12 protein-coding genes are annotated in these 14815 nt (G+C 40.5%); 1 reads left to right on the top strand and 11 read right to left on the bottom strand.

Translation table 11 applies throughout. The annotated features are described in order from the left end of the window. Positions 1 to 12 precede the first annotated feature (12 nt). The 4 genes from AC6I5B_RS02520 to AC6I5B_RS02505 all read right to left on the bottom strand — a co-directional run bounded on the left by AC6I5B_RS02520 (position 13) and on the right by AC6I5B_RS02505 (position 3945). Positions 13 to 279 (bottom strand): PqqD family protein, encoded by a 267-nt coding sequence (locus AC6I5B_RS02520; RefSeq protein ID WP_004612067.1) that lies wholly within the window; start codon positions 277 to 279, stop codon positions 13 to 15. Continuing rightward, positions 269 to 985 carry a hypothetical protein gene (locus tag AC6I5B_RS02515; RefSeq protein ID WP_497773574.1) on the bottom strand — a complete coding sequence of 239 codons (717 nt, stop codon included), beginning with the start codon at positions 983 to 985 and terminating at the stop codon, positions 269 to 271. The genes AC6I5B_RS02520 and AC6I5B_RS02515 overlap by 11 nt, the downstream gene beginning before the upstream one ends. A 61-nt stretch (positions 986 to 1046) precedes the next feature. Continuing rightward, the gene (locus AC6I5B_RS02510; protein WP_497773573.1) at positions 1047 to 3749 is read right to left on the bottom strand and encodes a hypothetical protein; all 2703 of its coding nucleotides are present in this window, start codon (positions 3747 to 3749) and stop codon (positions 1047 to 1049) included. Beyond that, positions 3742 to 3945 (bottom strand): hypothetical protein, encoded by a 204-nt coding sequence (locus AC6I5B_RS02505; RefSeq protein ID WP_044986845.1) that lies wholly within the window; start codon positions 3943 to 3945, stop codon positions 3742 to 3744. The genes AC6I5B_RS02510 and AC6I5B_RS02505 overlap by 8 nt, the downstream gene beginning before the upstream one ends. A 108-nt stretch (positions 3946 to 4053) precedes the next feature. On the opposite strand from AC6I5B_RS02505, the gene AC6I5B_RS02500 reads away from it, so the two are divergent. Further along, entirely contained in the window at positions 4054 to 5361 is a 1308-nt protein-coding gene (locus tag AC6I5B_RS02500) for an alpha-amylase family glycosyl hydrolase (RefSeq protein ID WP_004612063.1), read from the top strand. An 89-nt stretch (positions 5362 to 5450) separates the two neighbouring features. Here the strand turns inward: AC6I5B_RS02500 and AC6I5B_RS02495 are convergent, their stop codons facing one another. The 7 genes from AC6I5B_RS02495 to AC6I5B_RS02465 form a co-directional block, all read right to left on the bottom strand. Beyond that, entirely contained in the window at positions 5451 to 5969 is a 519-nt protein-coding gene (locus tag AC6I5B_RS02495; protein ID WP_004612062.1) for a hypothetical protein, read from the bottom strand. 25 nt (positions 5970 to 5994) lie between these two features. After that, entirely contained in the window at positions 5995 to 7011 is a 1017-nt protein-coding gene (locus AC6I5B_RS02490; RefSeq protein ID WP_004612061.1) for a galactose ABC transporter substrate-binding protein, read from the bottom strand. A gap of 17 nt (positions 7012 to 7028) precedes the next feature. Further along, positions 7029 to 7994: a substrate-binding domain-containing protein gene (locus tag AC6I5B_RS02485; protein WP_497773572.1), complete on the bottom strand. Its 966-nt coding sequence runs from the start codon at positions 7992 to 7994 to the stop codon at positions 7029 to 7031. Then, positions 7984 to 9846, bottom strand: a complete 1863-nt coding sequence (locus tag AC6I5B_RS02480; protein ID WP_004612059.1) for a sensor histidine kinase — start codon at positions 9844 to 9846, stop codon at positions 7984 to 7986. Before AC6I5B_RS02480 ends, AC6I5B_RS02485 begins: the two co-directional genes overlap by 11 nt. Next, positions 9836 to 11449, bottom strand: coding sequence for a response regulator (locus AC6I5B_RS02475; protein ID WP_022249999.1), 1614 nt, complete (start codon positions 11447 to 11449; stop codon positions 9836 to 9838). The genes AC6I5B_RS02480 and AC6I5B_RS02475 overlap by 11 nt, the downstream gene beginning before the upstream one ends. Positions 11450 to 11573: 124 nt before the next feature. Further along, positions 11574 to 13229 (bottom strand): ABC transporter permease subunit, encoded by a 1656-nt coding sequence (locus tag AC6I5B_RS02470; RefSeq protein ID WP_044986843.1) that lies wholly within the window; start codon positions 13227 to 13229, stop codon positions 11574 to 11576. An 18-nt stretch (positions 13230 to 13247) separates the two neighbouring features. Next, positions 13248 to 14756, bottom strand: coding sequence for a sugar ABC transporter ATP-binding protein (locus AC6I5B_RS02465; RefSeq protein ID WP_004612055.1), 1509 nt, complete (start codon positions 14754 to 14756; stop codon positions 13248 to 13250). Between the last annotated feature and the right edge of the window lie 59 nt (positions 14757 to 14815).

The raw sequence follows: 14815 nt of genomic DNA, 5'->3' as shown, positions 1-14815 counted from the left end.
ACACTCCCTGCCTTACGCCTCTAAGATTCCAGCCTCAATGAGCTGACTGGTAAATGTCTCCACGTCTTTTTCAGCTTGTCCTTCCGTCATCTCATAATGCTCCAACATTGCGCAAACAAGCGTTTCTTTCGTCTGTTTTTTCTCAAGTAATTTCCAGAGAAATGCTCCCGTTTTATTGGTTTGCAGCATTCCTTTAAAATCATTTGCTCCCACTCCTACCGGAACCGCCACGAATTTTCCAGCTACTTCTCTCATCATAAACCCAGTTTTAATCTTCATCTTGATCTCCTTTCATTTTCTCATATGCCGTCACTACCGCTTCCTTTGAAATCGTACATTTCATTCGGTAAACCGGCACTTCACTCAACAGTGTATCTAAAATCGCTAATAATTCCCCTGCCATCTTTTCGCTTCTAGGCACAATCGTCTGGCGCATCAAAAGCGGAATCGCTTCCCAAACTCCGATTCTCTCGATCGCATTCTCGTTTCCACGCTCCAACATACAGATCCCTTGAAGAATAGCTTTGCGATTGAGGTTCTCATCTGTCTTTCCACTAAACGGTGTCCCATATGCAGCCCATCCGTTTTTGTCTTTTCGAATCGCCGGTTTATCATCATTGATGATCAATGCTCTTTCTTTTCCGAAATAGTTCTGCCACTGCTTTGTATGTGTCAACTTTCCTGTTCCACTGTCCGCCGAGAACAGATATGCTTTTCCATCCACTTCAACCGCTGAGGCGTGCACCATAATGCCACCTTCCGAAATAAATTTTTTGTAAAACTCAGAGCCTGCAAAAATATACTCACATTGTGCTTCCGTGAGATGTGGCTGCTCCTTTTGCTTTTCTTCGCAAAATTGTTTCGTTAATGTCAATCTGATATCTGGCTCTCCTTCTCCCGCAGTTCGATATGGCTCCATCTTTCGGCGCAGCATCTCATAATGCGGCTCATATTCCGTCACGCATTCAGCAATCTTATAACGCATAATTCCTCCTTATTCTTTGGCAAAAAGGACTTGGCAATCATTTTCCCAAGTCCTTTTCTGATTAGTCAATTGTAAATTCTTTTTCTACTTTTAACAACTGTCCATCTTTTTCTATATACATACTCATTTTATATGTTCCCGTCTTAAATGCTCCGTTCATTGTAGTCATGCGAAGCTTCTTTTGCTCACCGTCCAAAAATTCAGTCGACCATAGTACTTTTCCCGGAGAACTTCCCTCAATCACTTGAATTTGAATCAACTTTTGATTTGGTAGCCAATCAATTCCAGTTGTAAATGTGACGTCAAGACAAGTGGTCCAACTATCTGATAAGTCTTTATTATAGACAATAGATTCAATTGCAGGTTTGGACTCATCTGGTTTTACCGGTGGTACATATGCCGGAATCTCTTTATGTTCTGTATACCCTGCATAATTTCCTTTTTCATCTACGTAAAATGCAAATATATCTTCATCTGTTCCGTTATATGTAAACTCTACAGTATTTTGTCCCGCATGCATCTGCACTTTTGTGGACGCAACTGCTCCACTGAGAATCTCTTTTCCAGTCGGTGTATTATTCCATGATGCATTACTTTCATCATTCCACGTATACGTTCCATAATAGAGCACACCATCTTCATCCGAAGTAAAACTATAGCGTACTTCTGTCTCAGAAATACGTTCTACTTTCTGATTTGTAATACGCGGCGGTGTATATTCCACTGTAAAGGTCTTCTTTGCCACTGTTCCATCTTGGAATGTCACTTTCGCTGTATACTGATTGTCCTTGTGTCCATAATCATCCGGAATTACAATTGTATACGTTGTCTTGTCTTCACTTACCTTCAACTGTGCTTTGTCGATTGTAATCTCAGAATCTGTCGGGCAAATGAACGAGAAATTATCCAGTGTCAATTCCTCCTCAGGTGCTTTATTTAGCACGATTGTAATTGTATTTTTCGGCTTTTCACCGACAGAAACTATGGAATATTCTTTGGAAATATTCGGATCTTCCTGCACGCTTCCACTGATCGCAATCGGTCCTAACACTTCAGAACTTCTTCCGTCATGCGCTTCTAACACATAGTATAGCTGATAAGAAATCCCCGATTCCAGTCCTCTAATCATTACTTTGTTAAAACCAGTCTTAATTTGCTGCTTGTATCCTTTTTTCACCGTTTCCACAGATGGAATGTCTACCGCTTTGCTCACCTGTGTGTGTCCCGGAATATATACGTATACATACCCGCCTTCATCCACGTCGAACAAGTCAAATTCTGCTCTTGTTGCCTCGCTTCTCAACACTGTTGCGTTACTCACTGTTGGGCAGTCTACTTTGTAGCTGAACTCTTCCTGAATAATCTTTCCTGATTCCAATTTAATTGAAAATGTATATGTGTCATCTTTGGCAAATGTAGAAGTCGACACTGTATAAACCTTGTTGTCTGTCGTCTCTACCTTTAAGATTGTCATATCTTTTCCTCCGTGACAGAGGATTGTCATGTCATCTACTGTGAGTTTTTTCTTTGTCGCTTTTTCAAGTGTCACAATCATGCGGTTCATTCCACGCACTACCACAGATACGATACTGTTTGAAAGAACCTCTACCTGCACATCATTATTTCCATTGTCCTCTACTTTGTCAATCTTTCCGGTTCCGGAAATTGTAGAATTTTCACCTGCCAAAACAGCATCTTCCACCATTTTATTTACTTCAATCTTAGAACCGCTTGCATTCTCTGATACAGTCAGTTTTTCTGCCGGTGTATTCACAACAAAATTTTCTACTTTGTTATCAACTGTTACTTTCGCAATTTTCAAATCGCCCGTAATTGTCATGTTGCTTGATGCACTGAGTTCTGTTACATTTGAACCGGCACCAAGATTCAGTACAAGGTTTCCTGCTGTTCTGCTTTTTCCGGCTACTTTACTTATTTTATCAAACGATACATTGTTCGCTGTGATTGTACAGCTCGCATCTGCTGCAACTTCCAAATTTCTCACACGGATATTATCCAAAATAATCTCTCCGTTGTTTACAGAACTATCCACGATCACTTTTTTGTAATTTCTAATTTTTGAAGTTGCTTCTAATGTGTACTTACCATTTTTCAAATCAGCTGATGTGATTGTCAGTGTCTCTTTTGTCACTTTCTTCGCATCATCACATGCATCTATGACATTTGTTGCAAGCCATGATTTCTGACTTGTTGCAACATCTTCCGAACTAATCATATCTTGAGCTATTGTATATGGTGACTGTGTCAATGTATTTCCATATGTTACCTTACCATCCACACTGATGTAAGAACGAACCGCATATCTCGTATTAAATCCGGAGCCGCTGATTCCTGTCAACACACCGGTAAAATAAATTTTATCCTCTGTCGTCTTCCAAATCTCTTCTCCCGGAATATTCAGCACCTTATACACTTTCTTATTATAAGTATAACTTTTACCAATCTCCAATGTACCATTCACTTTTTCCAGCACGGTCGCCGGCAAAGCTACTGTTCCGTAAGTCACATTCTTACCTTCCGACCGTAATTTTTCTACATATGCTTTATCAACCGCTGAAATTGTACGAAGCCCCACTTTTTCCCCTGTACGAATTTCCATCGACTCTGTTGTGACAGGCGTCCCTGTCTCTGCCGCAAACGCCATTCCTACGCTGCCGAACATGCATACGAAAGCGACTATTATTGTCAGCCATATTTTATTTCTGTTTTTCCACATTCCTCTTTCTCCTTTGTTGTTACTCATTCCATTCCTCCGGAATTTCCATCTCGTTATCAAGATTTTCTGTCGTATCTTCTGTCGATTTTCCCTCTCCATCTTCTTCGATTTCTTCATCATTGTCAGATACATCTTGATTTTTATTCTGATTTCCTTTTACATCCTCATTCTGTTCTTCTGTTTTCTCCGTGTATTTCCCCAAACTTTTCCTAATTCCTACCATTTTTATCATCATTCTAACCAATACACTTTACGCACCAATCGACAATGTTTCTTCTGTATGATAAAATAAATATCAGCAAACACTAACACAGCAGAGGAGGTAATGTCTATGTGGGCTTACGAAAGTGTTTTTTATCAAATTTATCCAATCGGATTTTGCGGTGCTCCAACCGAAAATGACGGCGTCACGGTTCCACGTATTCGCAAACTTATGGATTGGACAGACTATTTAAAATCCCTTGGTATAAGTGCCGTTTTACTGAATCCAATCTTTGAATCTGACAATCACGGATATGACACCCGTAATTTTCTGAAAATCGACTGTCGACTAGGAACAAACAAGGATTTTTCGGATGTTTGCTCTCATTTGCATCAACATGGTATTCGAATTGTTTTAGATGGAGTTTTTAATCATGTCGGTCGTGGTTTTTGGGCTTTTCAAGATGTAAAAGAAAAGAAATGGGGCTCTCCATACAAAGACTGGTTTTATCTGAATTTTGACGGAGACAGTGCTTATCAGGACGGTTTCTGGTACGAGGGCTGGGAAGGCCATTTTGAACTTGTCAAACTCAACCTACAAAATCCTGCCGTCTCCGATTATCTGTTGGAGTGTGTAAAACAGTGGATTGAACAATTTGATATTGACGGGCTTCGTCTGGACGTTGCCTACAGTTTAGACCACAGCTTTATGAGAAGACTCCGCAGCTTTTGTCAGGAATTAAAACCGAATTTTGCTCTGATTGGAGAAGTGCTTTTTGGAGATTACAACCTGATTGTAAACGACGACATGCTGCACAGTTGCACAAATTACGAATGTTACAAAGGATTATTTTCCAGCTTAAATGATATGAATTTATTCGAAATCGCACACTCTCTGCACCGTCAGTTTGGCGCAGACCCATGGTGCATTTACCGTGGAAAACATTTGATGACATTTGCAGATAACCATGATGTAACAAGGCTTGCAAGTATTTTAAAAAATAAACAACATATCCGTATTGCATATGGTATTTTACTTGGAATGCCGGGCATTCCTTGCCTGTACTACGGCAGTGAATGGGGCGAAGAAGGGATGAAAGCTCCCGATAACGACTATGCACTTCGTCCGTGTTTTGAAGAGCCAAAGCCAAATGAACTGACAGACTGGCTTTGCCATCTCATCTCGCTTCGCCAAAAAAGCGATGCACTTTGTAACGGCGATTATCGTAATATCGTCATTCAAAACCACCAGCTTATTTTTGAGAGAAAGACAGACAACGAACGAATTCTCGTTGCTGTCAATGCCTCGGAGCAGGAATATACCGCTTATCACGGCGATTTGAATGGAACTGGAACAGAATTGATAACCGATGCCGAACTAACATTGAACGGTGCACTTACGCTTCCACCTTACAGTGTGCAGTATATTCGATTCTAGGTTAAAATCCAAATATACAAAGGCACTCAATCATTTGCGCTGAGTGCCTTTATATTGTTCACTATGATACTTTTCATCTGTTTACTCGTCTACCATGTCACTTTTAATTTGCAGTCTTTCCAAATCTCACAGGAATCCAAAGAAAGCTCAATTCCCGCACTTTTCAATACTTTGCAAATCTCCTTAAACACACCTAAGACTGTATTTTCATGTTTCATATTTTCTTTATATTGCTGATAATACTGATAATTGGTCAGTATCATACCTTTGACAAATACTTCTTGAATATTCACCGCAGTAACCCAGCTGAAGTCGCTAAACAAAAATTCATTCAACATTCCATCCTCCGAACCATTGTCCAACTTTTGCGGCACTTGCTCCAAGCGTTTTCTCGCCTTCTCAATAATCCCGTAAATATCGTACACTGCCTCTTTACTTACTTTAAACATCTGAAGCAGCCTGATGTCATCAAAAAGGCGATAGACACAATACCTTAGATTTCCATTTCCATAAAGTTCTATCGAAAAACCTCCGTCATCTCCCTCCATGCCGTTTAAAGGTTCCGTGCGATATGAAAAAATTTTCATATCTTTTGTCAATGTCTTCATGCTCTTTTATACCCCTTATTCTTTTTTATTTCTCAAGAAATTCTCCAATATTCTCGCTTGTCACTTTTATATATGGCAGATAAACATATTTCTCGGCAATCTCTTCGTCTGTTCCAATTGCCTCAACCATCTTCGCCATCGCCTTTGCCTGTCCTTCTTTATCATTATATACTGTTCCCGACAGCTCTGAATCTGCAAGCGCTCTAAGTCCGGCATCCGTGCCGTCAATCCCAAAAAACACCGGCCATGCCGATTCCGTATAATTCGCCTTTTTGTAAGCGTCAATTGCTCCAAGCGCCATATCGTCGTTGTTTGCAAGAACAAGTTCAATCTTGTTCTGATACTGGCTAATCAACTGCTCCATCCTGTTCTGTGCCTGAACACGGTTCCAATTTGCAATCTGATAGCTTAGTTTTTCCAGCTCTATTCCACTGTTTTTTATCGTATCAACCGCATTTCCTGTCCGGATGATTGAATCTTGATGTCCTGCCTCCCCTTCCAATACGACATATTGGATCTTTCCATCTCTGTTTTTGTCAATCTGAGTATTTTTCTGTATTACTTCAGCCGCAAGCTCTCCCTGCATCACACCGGACTGTTTCGCCTCTGCTCCCACATAATAAAGTTCATCCCACTGTCTTAGATCTTCCTCTACCGGCTCCCGGTTAAAAAAGATAATCGGAACATCATGATCTCTGGCAAGGTCTATAATTTCCGACGGATCTGCCCGATCCACCAAATTTACACAGAGCACATCACACCCCATGTCAATCAATTCCTTCACCTGATCATCCTGTGTGCGCTGTGACCCCGCTGCATCTAATATCGTAACCGTCGCCTCAAGCTCCTCATGTTCGGGATTTTTCAACTGTTCCTTGAACCGGGCAAGAAGCTCATTCAAAAACGTATCGCTTTGGTTGTAATAAGTAACCCCGATATGCACCTTGTCGTCCCGTGTTTCCTGACGTTTTCCACAGCCAAACAAAAGAAATACATTTACGATGACAAGCATCCCAACCAACCATTTTTTCTTCTTTCTCACTTTTCTCCCCCTTTCCTCTACTGGCTCATTGTAAAAAGCAGTTCTTGATTTTCTTTGCTGAACAACGTCTCCTTTCGGATTACCGAGTATGATACCGTCTGTTTCTTCATATTTTCAAAATAATGGTCCAGCTTTCTTGCAACTTCGCTCAGACTCTGATAGCCAACATTAAACTCGTCCGGAACTACAACACACTCCGCAATCCCTTTATCAAGATAATAGATAGCTTCTGTAGACTGACCTATTCCATACAGTAATTCTCCGTGCGGCTGACTGCTCGCCAAATATTCGCCAATTGCAGTCAGATTGCTATCATCCAAAGCAATCACAATATCCACTTTCGATTCCGTGTTTTCCTCTCTGTCTAAAAGCGAATCCAAAGAAAGCTCTAAAATATTGGCATTTTTATCTTCCAGCGCATCTTTAAAACCACACTCTCGGCTGCTGAGCATATTGGAATCCGTCGACGCTAAAAGAAGTCCTATTTTTTTCTCTTCTATATTTCCTTCAAAATCTTTGAGCATTTCTTCCGCCAAAGCTTGTCCCATCTCATAATTGTCTTCTTTTATAACCGGAAGATCATACCTTGTTTCCCCTTTCTCCGCTTCATAACCCACAAGCATAACCGGTACTCTCTTCTCAATCTTCTTCAGCACCTCCTGATCATTCTTGTCTAACACCGGCTGCACGATCAACGCATCCGCTCCATCCTCAATCTCACGTTCAAAAACTTTTTTCTGAGCTTCTGCATCCAATCCTTCTTCTACATCCACAACCGCAAGTTCAATGCCCTCCTCCTCTGCCGCCATTTTCAGACCATACTTCAAAGCAGACCATTGACTGTCTCCTGCATTTTCAAGAATTACCGAAACCTTATCCAGTGCTTTTTTATTCTGTCCCGAAATCATCATCAACGCCAGTCCGATGACCATTATCATCAGAATCACTTCTGTCAGGACAAATCCTTTTTTGTTATTCATCATCTCGTTTCACCTGCACTTCTTTTGCCGTCTCTTCCTTTCGGAACATACGCCCTTTTTCAAGATCCTCCCGGTTGTCTTCCGTGTACAAAACTGCCGGAATACAGATGGATACTGTCGTCCCTTCATCTGGTTCACTCTCCACAACCAGACCATACTCTTTTCCGAACAAAATCTGTATTCGGTTATTCACATTCACAAGCCCTACACCGGAACCATGCTTGCGAATCCGTTTACTGTCCGTCAAGATCAAATCAACTTCTTCCTCCGTCATCCCAAGACCATTGTCTGTAACAGAAAGAATAATATTTTCTCCTTGCATGCGGCCTGTCACTTTGATTTCTCCACAATCATCCATCGAACCCACACCGTAATTGATTGCATTTTCAAGAATCGGCTGCAGCACCAGCTTTACAATACAATACTCATACAGTTCAGGTTGTACATCAAATATGACTGAAAACGTGTTCTTATAGCGTACTTTTTGTATATTCATATAGCTTTGCGCATGCTGAAGTTCTTCTTTGATACTGATTACCGTACGCCCTTTCGAAAGACTGATTCTGAAAAGCCTTGCCAGCTGGGTGATCATAAACGATGCCTCGTCATTTCGCTCCCCCTCAATCATCCAGGTAATAGACTCCAGCGTATTGTAGAGAAAATGTGGATTAATCTGGCTTTGCAATGCATCCAATTCACTTTTTCTCCGTTCGTTCTGCTCCAGTACGATTTTCTTCATAAGCATGTCAATCTGCTCATAGGAGTTCTGAATAGAGTTTCCAAGATGCCTGATCTCCGTGGAGCCTCCAATATAAATCTTCGGTTTCTCTCCCGCTTCATATTCAATAACAGAATGATTTAATTTCAGAATCGGGCTGGAAATCCTCACAGAGACAATACGATTAATAATCATCAACATCATCGCCATCAAAAGCATCAGCATGGCAATGAAATACCGGATATCGATTGTGCCGTCAACAAAGGTCGTCTGAGGAATTACACCAACCAGCTTCCAGCCTGTATAGCTGATTGTATTTACAACAACCTTTCGATGCTCTCCCTCAAATTCCTCGTCATACACTCCTTCTTTATATTTTGCCACAGATTGACTGCTTTCCTTCCTTGTTCCGTCTGCAATCTGTATCTGCTGCGGATGATAAATAATCTGTCCGTCTCCATCACACAGATAGTAATATTGTCCTTTGTTTGCCGAATTGATCTGCTTCATCATGCGGGCAATTCCTGAGTAATCCATATCTACAAGCAGAACTCCCATACGCGACACTCCATTGTCGGTAATCTCCACTGCCCGGCTCAGCGAAATCACCCAATAATACCGAAACGTGCCATCGTCGAACAGATTCTGGATATGCGGCACTGAAAAGTGCATATTTTCCTGAATCTCCATCGCCTTCTTATACCAATCCTGTTCTGTGACATCCGGATCTTCCTTCTCCGCCGCCACAGGCTCCGCTGCCATCAGACGTCCATAGTCATTATAGATAGCAATACTCTGCAGATTGTCTCCATTTACTTCATACAAAAGATTCATTCCACTTTGAATACTCTGAGCCTGACTGGAAAAATCATTTTCTTTTATTACATTATAATAAACCGTGTCTGAGATCTGTCTCATACTCACCAGATAGTCTTCTAAATATTCACTTGCCTGTTCCATCAGTTTTTGTGTGCTTCCAACCATCTCATCTTTTGAAATCCCTGAAAATCGAAGATAGAGTGCAACCCCCAATATCAGCATGATAGAAATCGACACCACAGAAAAGGCAATCATAAGGGTTGATTGTATCCCTTTCGGCTTTATTTTTTTCAAATATGCCAAACACTTATTTTTCACGTTCCATATACTCCGTTCTGTATTTTGACGGCGATGTGTGAAACTGCCGTTTAAAAACATAACTAAAATAATTCGGGTCTGTATAGCCTACTTTTTTCGCTATGATATAACTCTTTTCCCCCGTCTCGATCAGCATACGGGCAGCCTGCTCCATACGATACTCTGTCAGATACCCGATAAAAGAATTGCCGGTCTCTTTCTTAAAAATTGTAGAAAAATAAGAGTTGGATACTCCAAGTTCTCTACAGATGCTGTCCAGAGACAACTCTTCATCTGCATAATGATTGCGAACATACTCCTGTGCTTTTAAGACAAAAGATTTTGTCGATCTGCTTCTTGAATTTAACAGTCTCTCACGGAAAGAGAAACTTATATCCAAAAGCCATTTTCGAAAGCTCTGCGGCTCCATATCAAGAAGCCTTCCATACAGTTTTCTCATATCTCCGGAAAATTCATCCATCACAATCTCGTTATTTGCAGAGAAACGATATAATTCACTTACCAGTTCCATGACTGAAATATAGTGCTGCTGTAAGGATTTTCTCTGAAAGGATATCTGCTCCAAGTATTCATCAATCGCTTTTTCAATATCCTCTTCCGTGCCCAAACGAATCATCTTAAACAGCTGATTAAACGAATCTGTCCCCTGCTTTAAATCCGGTTCACTTACCTCCTGCGGCGCAACCTCTTTGATATTGATTGCTCTTGACGCCCCATAAATCGCGCGGTATGAAACCGCATCTCTTGCACTTGCATACGACTGTGCAAGGTCCAAAATATTGTCGCAGACAAATCCAATCCCAACAGTCACAACAGCTCCGACCATTCGCTTGACATATCTGCAGAACCGGTCGCACTCATCTGTCAGCCTTGATACCTCGTGCTCATCCTGAAGCTGCACGAGCAAAATACTATTTCCCAAATAAGAAAAGCACTTTCCTCTCCAAGCTTCTCCAAGGCGCTCTTTTGCCTGTTTTTCAACTGATGCAAATAAAAGCAACGGATTCACATCCTGCTGTATCCTGCTTGAAGATGTATGGATCACAAGACAACAGTAACAAGGTCCCTCCAACGAGATCTGATAGTCTGAAAGATACTTCTGCAGTTCCCCTGCCTGAATTCTTCCCTCTATCAGCGTGGAATAAAAATTGACCTGCAAAAGTGGCAAAGACTCCAGATAATAATTCTGCAGCACCTGAACGTTTTTCTTCTCGCTGATCTCCTCATCAAGCTTTATCTTCATCTGCGTAAACACATTGGTCAGTTCAACTGAATTTACCGGCTTTAACAAGTACTCCTCAACTTCTAAATGAACCGCCTCTTTTGCATATTCAAATTCATCAAATCCGGTGAAAATCAACAGTTTTGTGGCCGGAAACTCCTCTTTGATGTGATGTGCAAGTTCCATGCCATCCATATATGGCATCTTAATATCCGTCATCACCACATCCGGCTGGTATTCTTCCACCATCTCAAGCGCTTTTACACCGTTGTTCGCATAGCCGATCACAGAAAAACCAAGCCCTTCCCAGTTGATCTTTTTCATAATGACTTGTATTACATCTTCTTCATCGTCTACTAAAAGTACTGTGTATGTTTTCATATCCTTCTTCTCCATGTCTATATAGTAATTTTTATTATATCAGATGTCACTTCAAATGCAATGCATACCCCGAACAAAATAAAGAGCCAGAATAGCTTCTGACTCTCTTTTTGTAAAAATAAAATTATTTTTTCTGAACATATTTCAAACAGTCCAATGTTACTGCTACAAGAATAATGATTCCTGAGAATACGAACTGAAGGTTTGTGTCAATACCAAGGATTGTAAGAGAATATGTAAGTGCTGTGAAGATACATACACCAACTACAACTCCTGAGATCTTACCGATACCACCTGTAAATGATACACCACCTACTACGCAGGCTGCGATGGCATCCATCTCCCATCCCTGTCCATAAGCCGCTGAACCGGAACCAACCATTCTCACACATTCTAACCATGAACCAAATCCATAAAGAACACCTGCAAGAACAAATGCACCAACTGTTACCCAGAATACGGAAATACCTGAAACAGATGCTGCTTCTGGGTTTCCACCTACTGCATACAGGTTTTTACCAAATGTTGTCTTATTCCAAATGATCCATACAATTACGATTGCAGCCACTGCCCAAAGGATAATTGTTGGGAATCCATTGATTTTCGGAATTACCATATTCGGAATCGCTGGTTCAATCGCACCAAAGGATACACCTTTTGTCGCATATGTAACAAGACCGAAGATTACAAGCATGTTTGCCATTGTTGAAATAAATGGGTGCATTTTGAATTTTGCGGTAAAGAAACCGGCAATTGTTGTAAACACTGTACATAACAAAATACACATTACAAGTGCTAATATCACTCTTGCTCCAAGCGGCATTTTTGTAAAATCAAAAATATGTCCGAATACAGAACCTGTATTGACACCCTGGTGCATGATAATTGTTGCGGTTGTCATACCCATTCCGACCATACGACCGATAGAAAGGTCAGTACCTGCAAGAAGAATCAATGCTGCTACACCAAGTGCAAGGAACATTCTAGGCGAAGCCTGCTGTAAAATATTCAATACGTTGTTGTAAGTAAGTAACGGTGAACCTTTTACCATTGGAGTAATAATACATAACATGATAAAGATTAAAATAATCGCAATATACAAACCGTTTTGTAAGAAAAATGCTCTGCGGTTAAATGTATATTTGTAGTTTTCCCATTTCTGTGCTCTTGTCTCCAGGAAAGTGAATTTTGACATACGCAGTAAATCAATCAAATGATATTTGTAATTGTAAGCTGCATGTCTTCTGTCTTTGATTTCCTGAAGTTCTTTCTGATATTGAATCTTCGCATCAAACAGGCGGTTTTTGTAAACATACTTCTCATCTTTAATTTCATTGTGATCAGAAAGTTTTGCAACAATTCCCTGATGCTCTTTTTCCAATTCTACAAGTCTTGCTTTATAGTTTTCTTTTGCCTGTACTTTTTGCTGTGCACAGCTTTCTAAAACTGCATTGTAGTAATCTTTGTTAAAATGTTCTTTCAAGTAAGCTTCTGCTTCTGAAATCAATTTTGAAATCTGATCTTTATTTTTTGCCTCAACAGCTTTTGCTTTCTCCAGCTCCCGTTTTGCCTCTTGAATCCGGTTCTCTTTTTCCCCTTTTGTAAGGCTTCGGTCTTTTTTCATTCTGTCTATAATGCCCTGAAGATGAACAACTTTTTCTGTACCATCTACTCTGAGGCTGTCAATTTTTTCCTGAATTTTACCCACATGATCCTCAATCGGTTTGCGGAGCTTTAACTCCTGCTCTTCCGTAAGAATCTTACTGTTTCCATTAGCCATATCTATCATTCTCCCTCATTATAGGTATTTTGCACTGAGCCTTAAGAGCTCTTCCTGATTTGTGTCTTTTGTATTAACAATTCCCGCAAGATGTCCATTAGACATAACACCAATACGGTTTGTGATTCCCAAAATCTCCGGCATTTCAGACGAAACAACAATGATTGTTTTTCCTTGCTTTGCCATTTTGATAATCAATTCATAGATTTCATATTTTGCACCAACATCAATTCCTCGTGTCGGTTCATCCATCATAAACACTTGAGGTTCACGTTCAAGCCATTTTCCAAAAATAACTTTCTGCTGATTTCCTCCTGACAAACTTGAAATCATATCATCTGGTCCCATACATTTTGTATGCATAATCTTAATCTCATTCGAAGTCGCTTTTGTCATCTTTGCGTCAGACAACAACTGTCCGGATTTGTACTGACTGAGATTTGCAATTGTTGTATTAAATGTCAAATCTCCTTTTAAGAACAATCCGTTTGCCTTACGTTCCTCTGTAATCAACGCAAATCCATGCTCCATCGCTTCTTTTGCACTTCCGAAGTTCATCAGATGGTTGTTAAAGTAAACACGTCCTGCCGCTCTGGTTCTAATTCCGAAAATTGTCTCCAAAAGCTCTGTACGTCCTGCTCCTACCAAACCGTACAATCCAAAAATTTCACCTTTTTTTACATCAAAGGAGATATCCTGCAAATGAGGCTCAAATTTCGTTGACAAATGCTGGATAGACAAGATCGGTTCTTTTGGTTCATTGTCTACCGGCGGGAAACGATTCTCAAGAGAACGTCCAACCATCGCAGCGATCAGCTCATTCATATCTGTGTCTTCTGACCGTTTGGTCATAACAAGATTTCCATCCCGTAGTACGGATACTTCATCACAAATCGTGAAAATCTCATCCATTTTATGCGAAATATAAATTAAGGAAATTCCCTGTTCTTTCAACATATTCATCATCTCAAACAGCTTTTCAACTTCCTGAACTGTCAATGAGGATGTTGGCTCATCGAGAACGATTACTTTTGCATTGTAAGAAATCGCTTTTGCAATTTCACACATCTGCCGCTGTGATACGGACATATTCCGCATCGGTTGAGTCAGGTTGACAGTCATTCCAAGTTTTCTAAAAAGCTCGGAAGCCTCTTTTTTCATTCTTCCCTCATCCACGATTCCCATTGAGTTGCGCGGATAGCGTCCGAGGAATAGATTGTCAACTACATTTCTTTCTAAGCACTGGTTCAATTCCTGGTGAACCATTGCGATTCCGTTTTCCAGTGCATCTTTTGGACCTGAAAAACTTACTTCCTTTCCATCAAGGAAAATTTTTCCTTCATCTTTTTGATATGTACCGAAAAGGCACTTCATCATCGTAGATTTACCAGCACCATTTTCTCCCATCAGTCCCATAACCGTTCCTTTTTTCACATCTAAATTAATGTGATCCAAAACCCGGTTTCTTCCGAAAGACTTGCTCATGCCACATATCGATAAGATGATTTCTTCTTTCTTATCTGCCATTCTTCTCTACTCCTGTTTTGTTTACACGTATTATTATTTTCTTTTACTCAAAAAGAGGT

The sequence above is a fragment of the Faecalimonas nexilis genome, from assembly GCF_059731825.1.
Note: the sequence above shows the minus strand (reverse complement) of the source record. Positions and strands in the feature narration are given on the sequence as shown.

Excerpts from the sequence above, each read along its gene's own strand:
- AC6I5B_RS02520 (WP_004612067.1), bottom strand. The coding sequence starts at position 279 with ATGAAGATTAAAACTGGGTTTATGATGAGAGAAGTAGCTGGAAAATTC.
- AC6I5B_RS02515 (WP_497773574.1), bottom strand. The coding sequence starts at position 985 with ATGCGTTATAAGATTGCTGAATGCGTGACGGAATATGAGCCGCATTAT.
- AC6I5B_RS02510 (WP_497773573.1), bottom strand. The coding sequence starts at position 3,749 with ATGAGTAACAACAAAGGAGAAAGAGGAATGTGGAAAAACAGAAATAAA.
- AC6I5B_RS02505 (WP_044986845.1), bottom strand. The coding sequence starts at position 3,945 with ATGGTAGGAATTAGGAAAAGTTTGGGGAAATACACGGAGAAAACAGAA.
- AC6I5B_RS02500 (WP_004612063.1), top strand. The coding sequence starts at position 4,054 with ATGTGGGCTTACGAAAGTGTTTTTTATCAAATTTATCCAATCGGATTT.
- AC6I5B_RS02495 (WP_004612062.1), bottom strand. The coding sequence starts at position 5,969 with ATGAAGACATTGACAAAAGATATGAAAATTTTTTCATATCGCACGGAA.
- AC6I5B_RS02485 (WP_497773572.1), bottom strand. The coding sequence starts at position 7,994 with ATGATGAATAACAAAAAAGGATTTGTCCTGACAGAAGTGATTCTGATG.
- AC6I5B_RS02475 (WP_022249999.1), bottom strand. The coding sequence starts at position 11,449 with ATGAAAACATACACAGTACTTTTAGTAGACGATGAAGAAGATGTAATA.
- AC6I5B_RS02470 (WP_044986843.1), bottom strand. The coding sequence starts at position 13,229 with ATGGCTAATGGAAACAGTAAGATTCTTACGGAAGAGCAGGAGTTAAAG.
- AC6I5B_RS02465 (WP_004612055.1), bottom strand. The coding sequence starts at position 14,756 with ATGGCAGATAAGAAAGAAGAAATCATCTTATCGATATGTGGCATGAGC.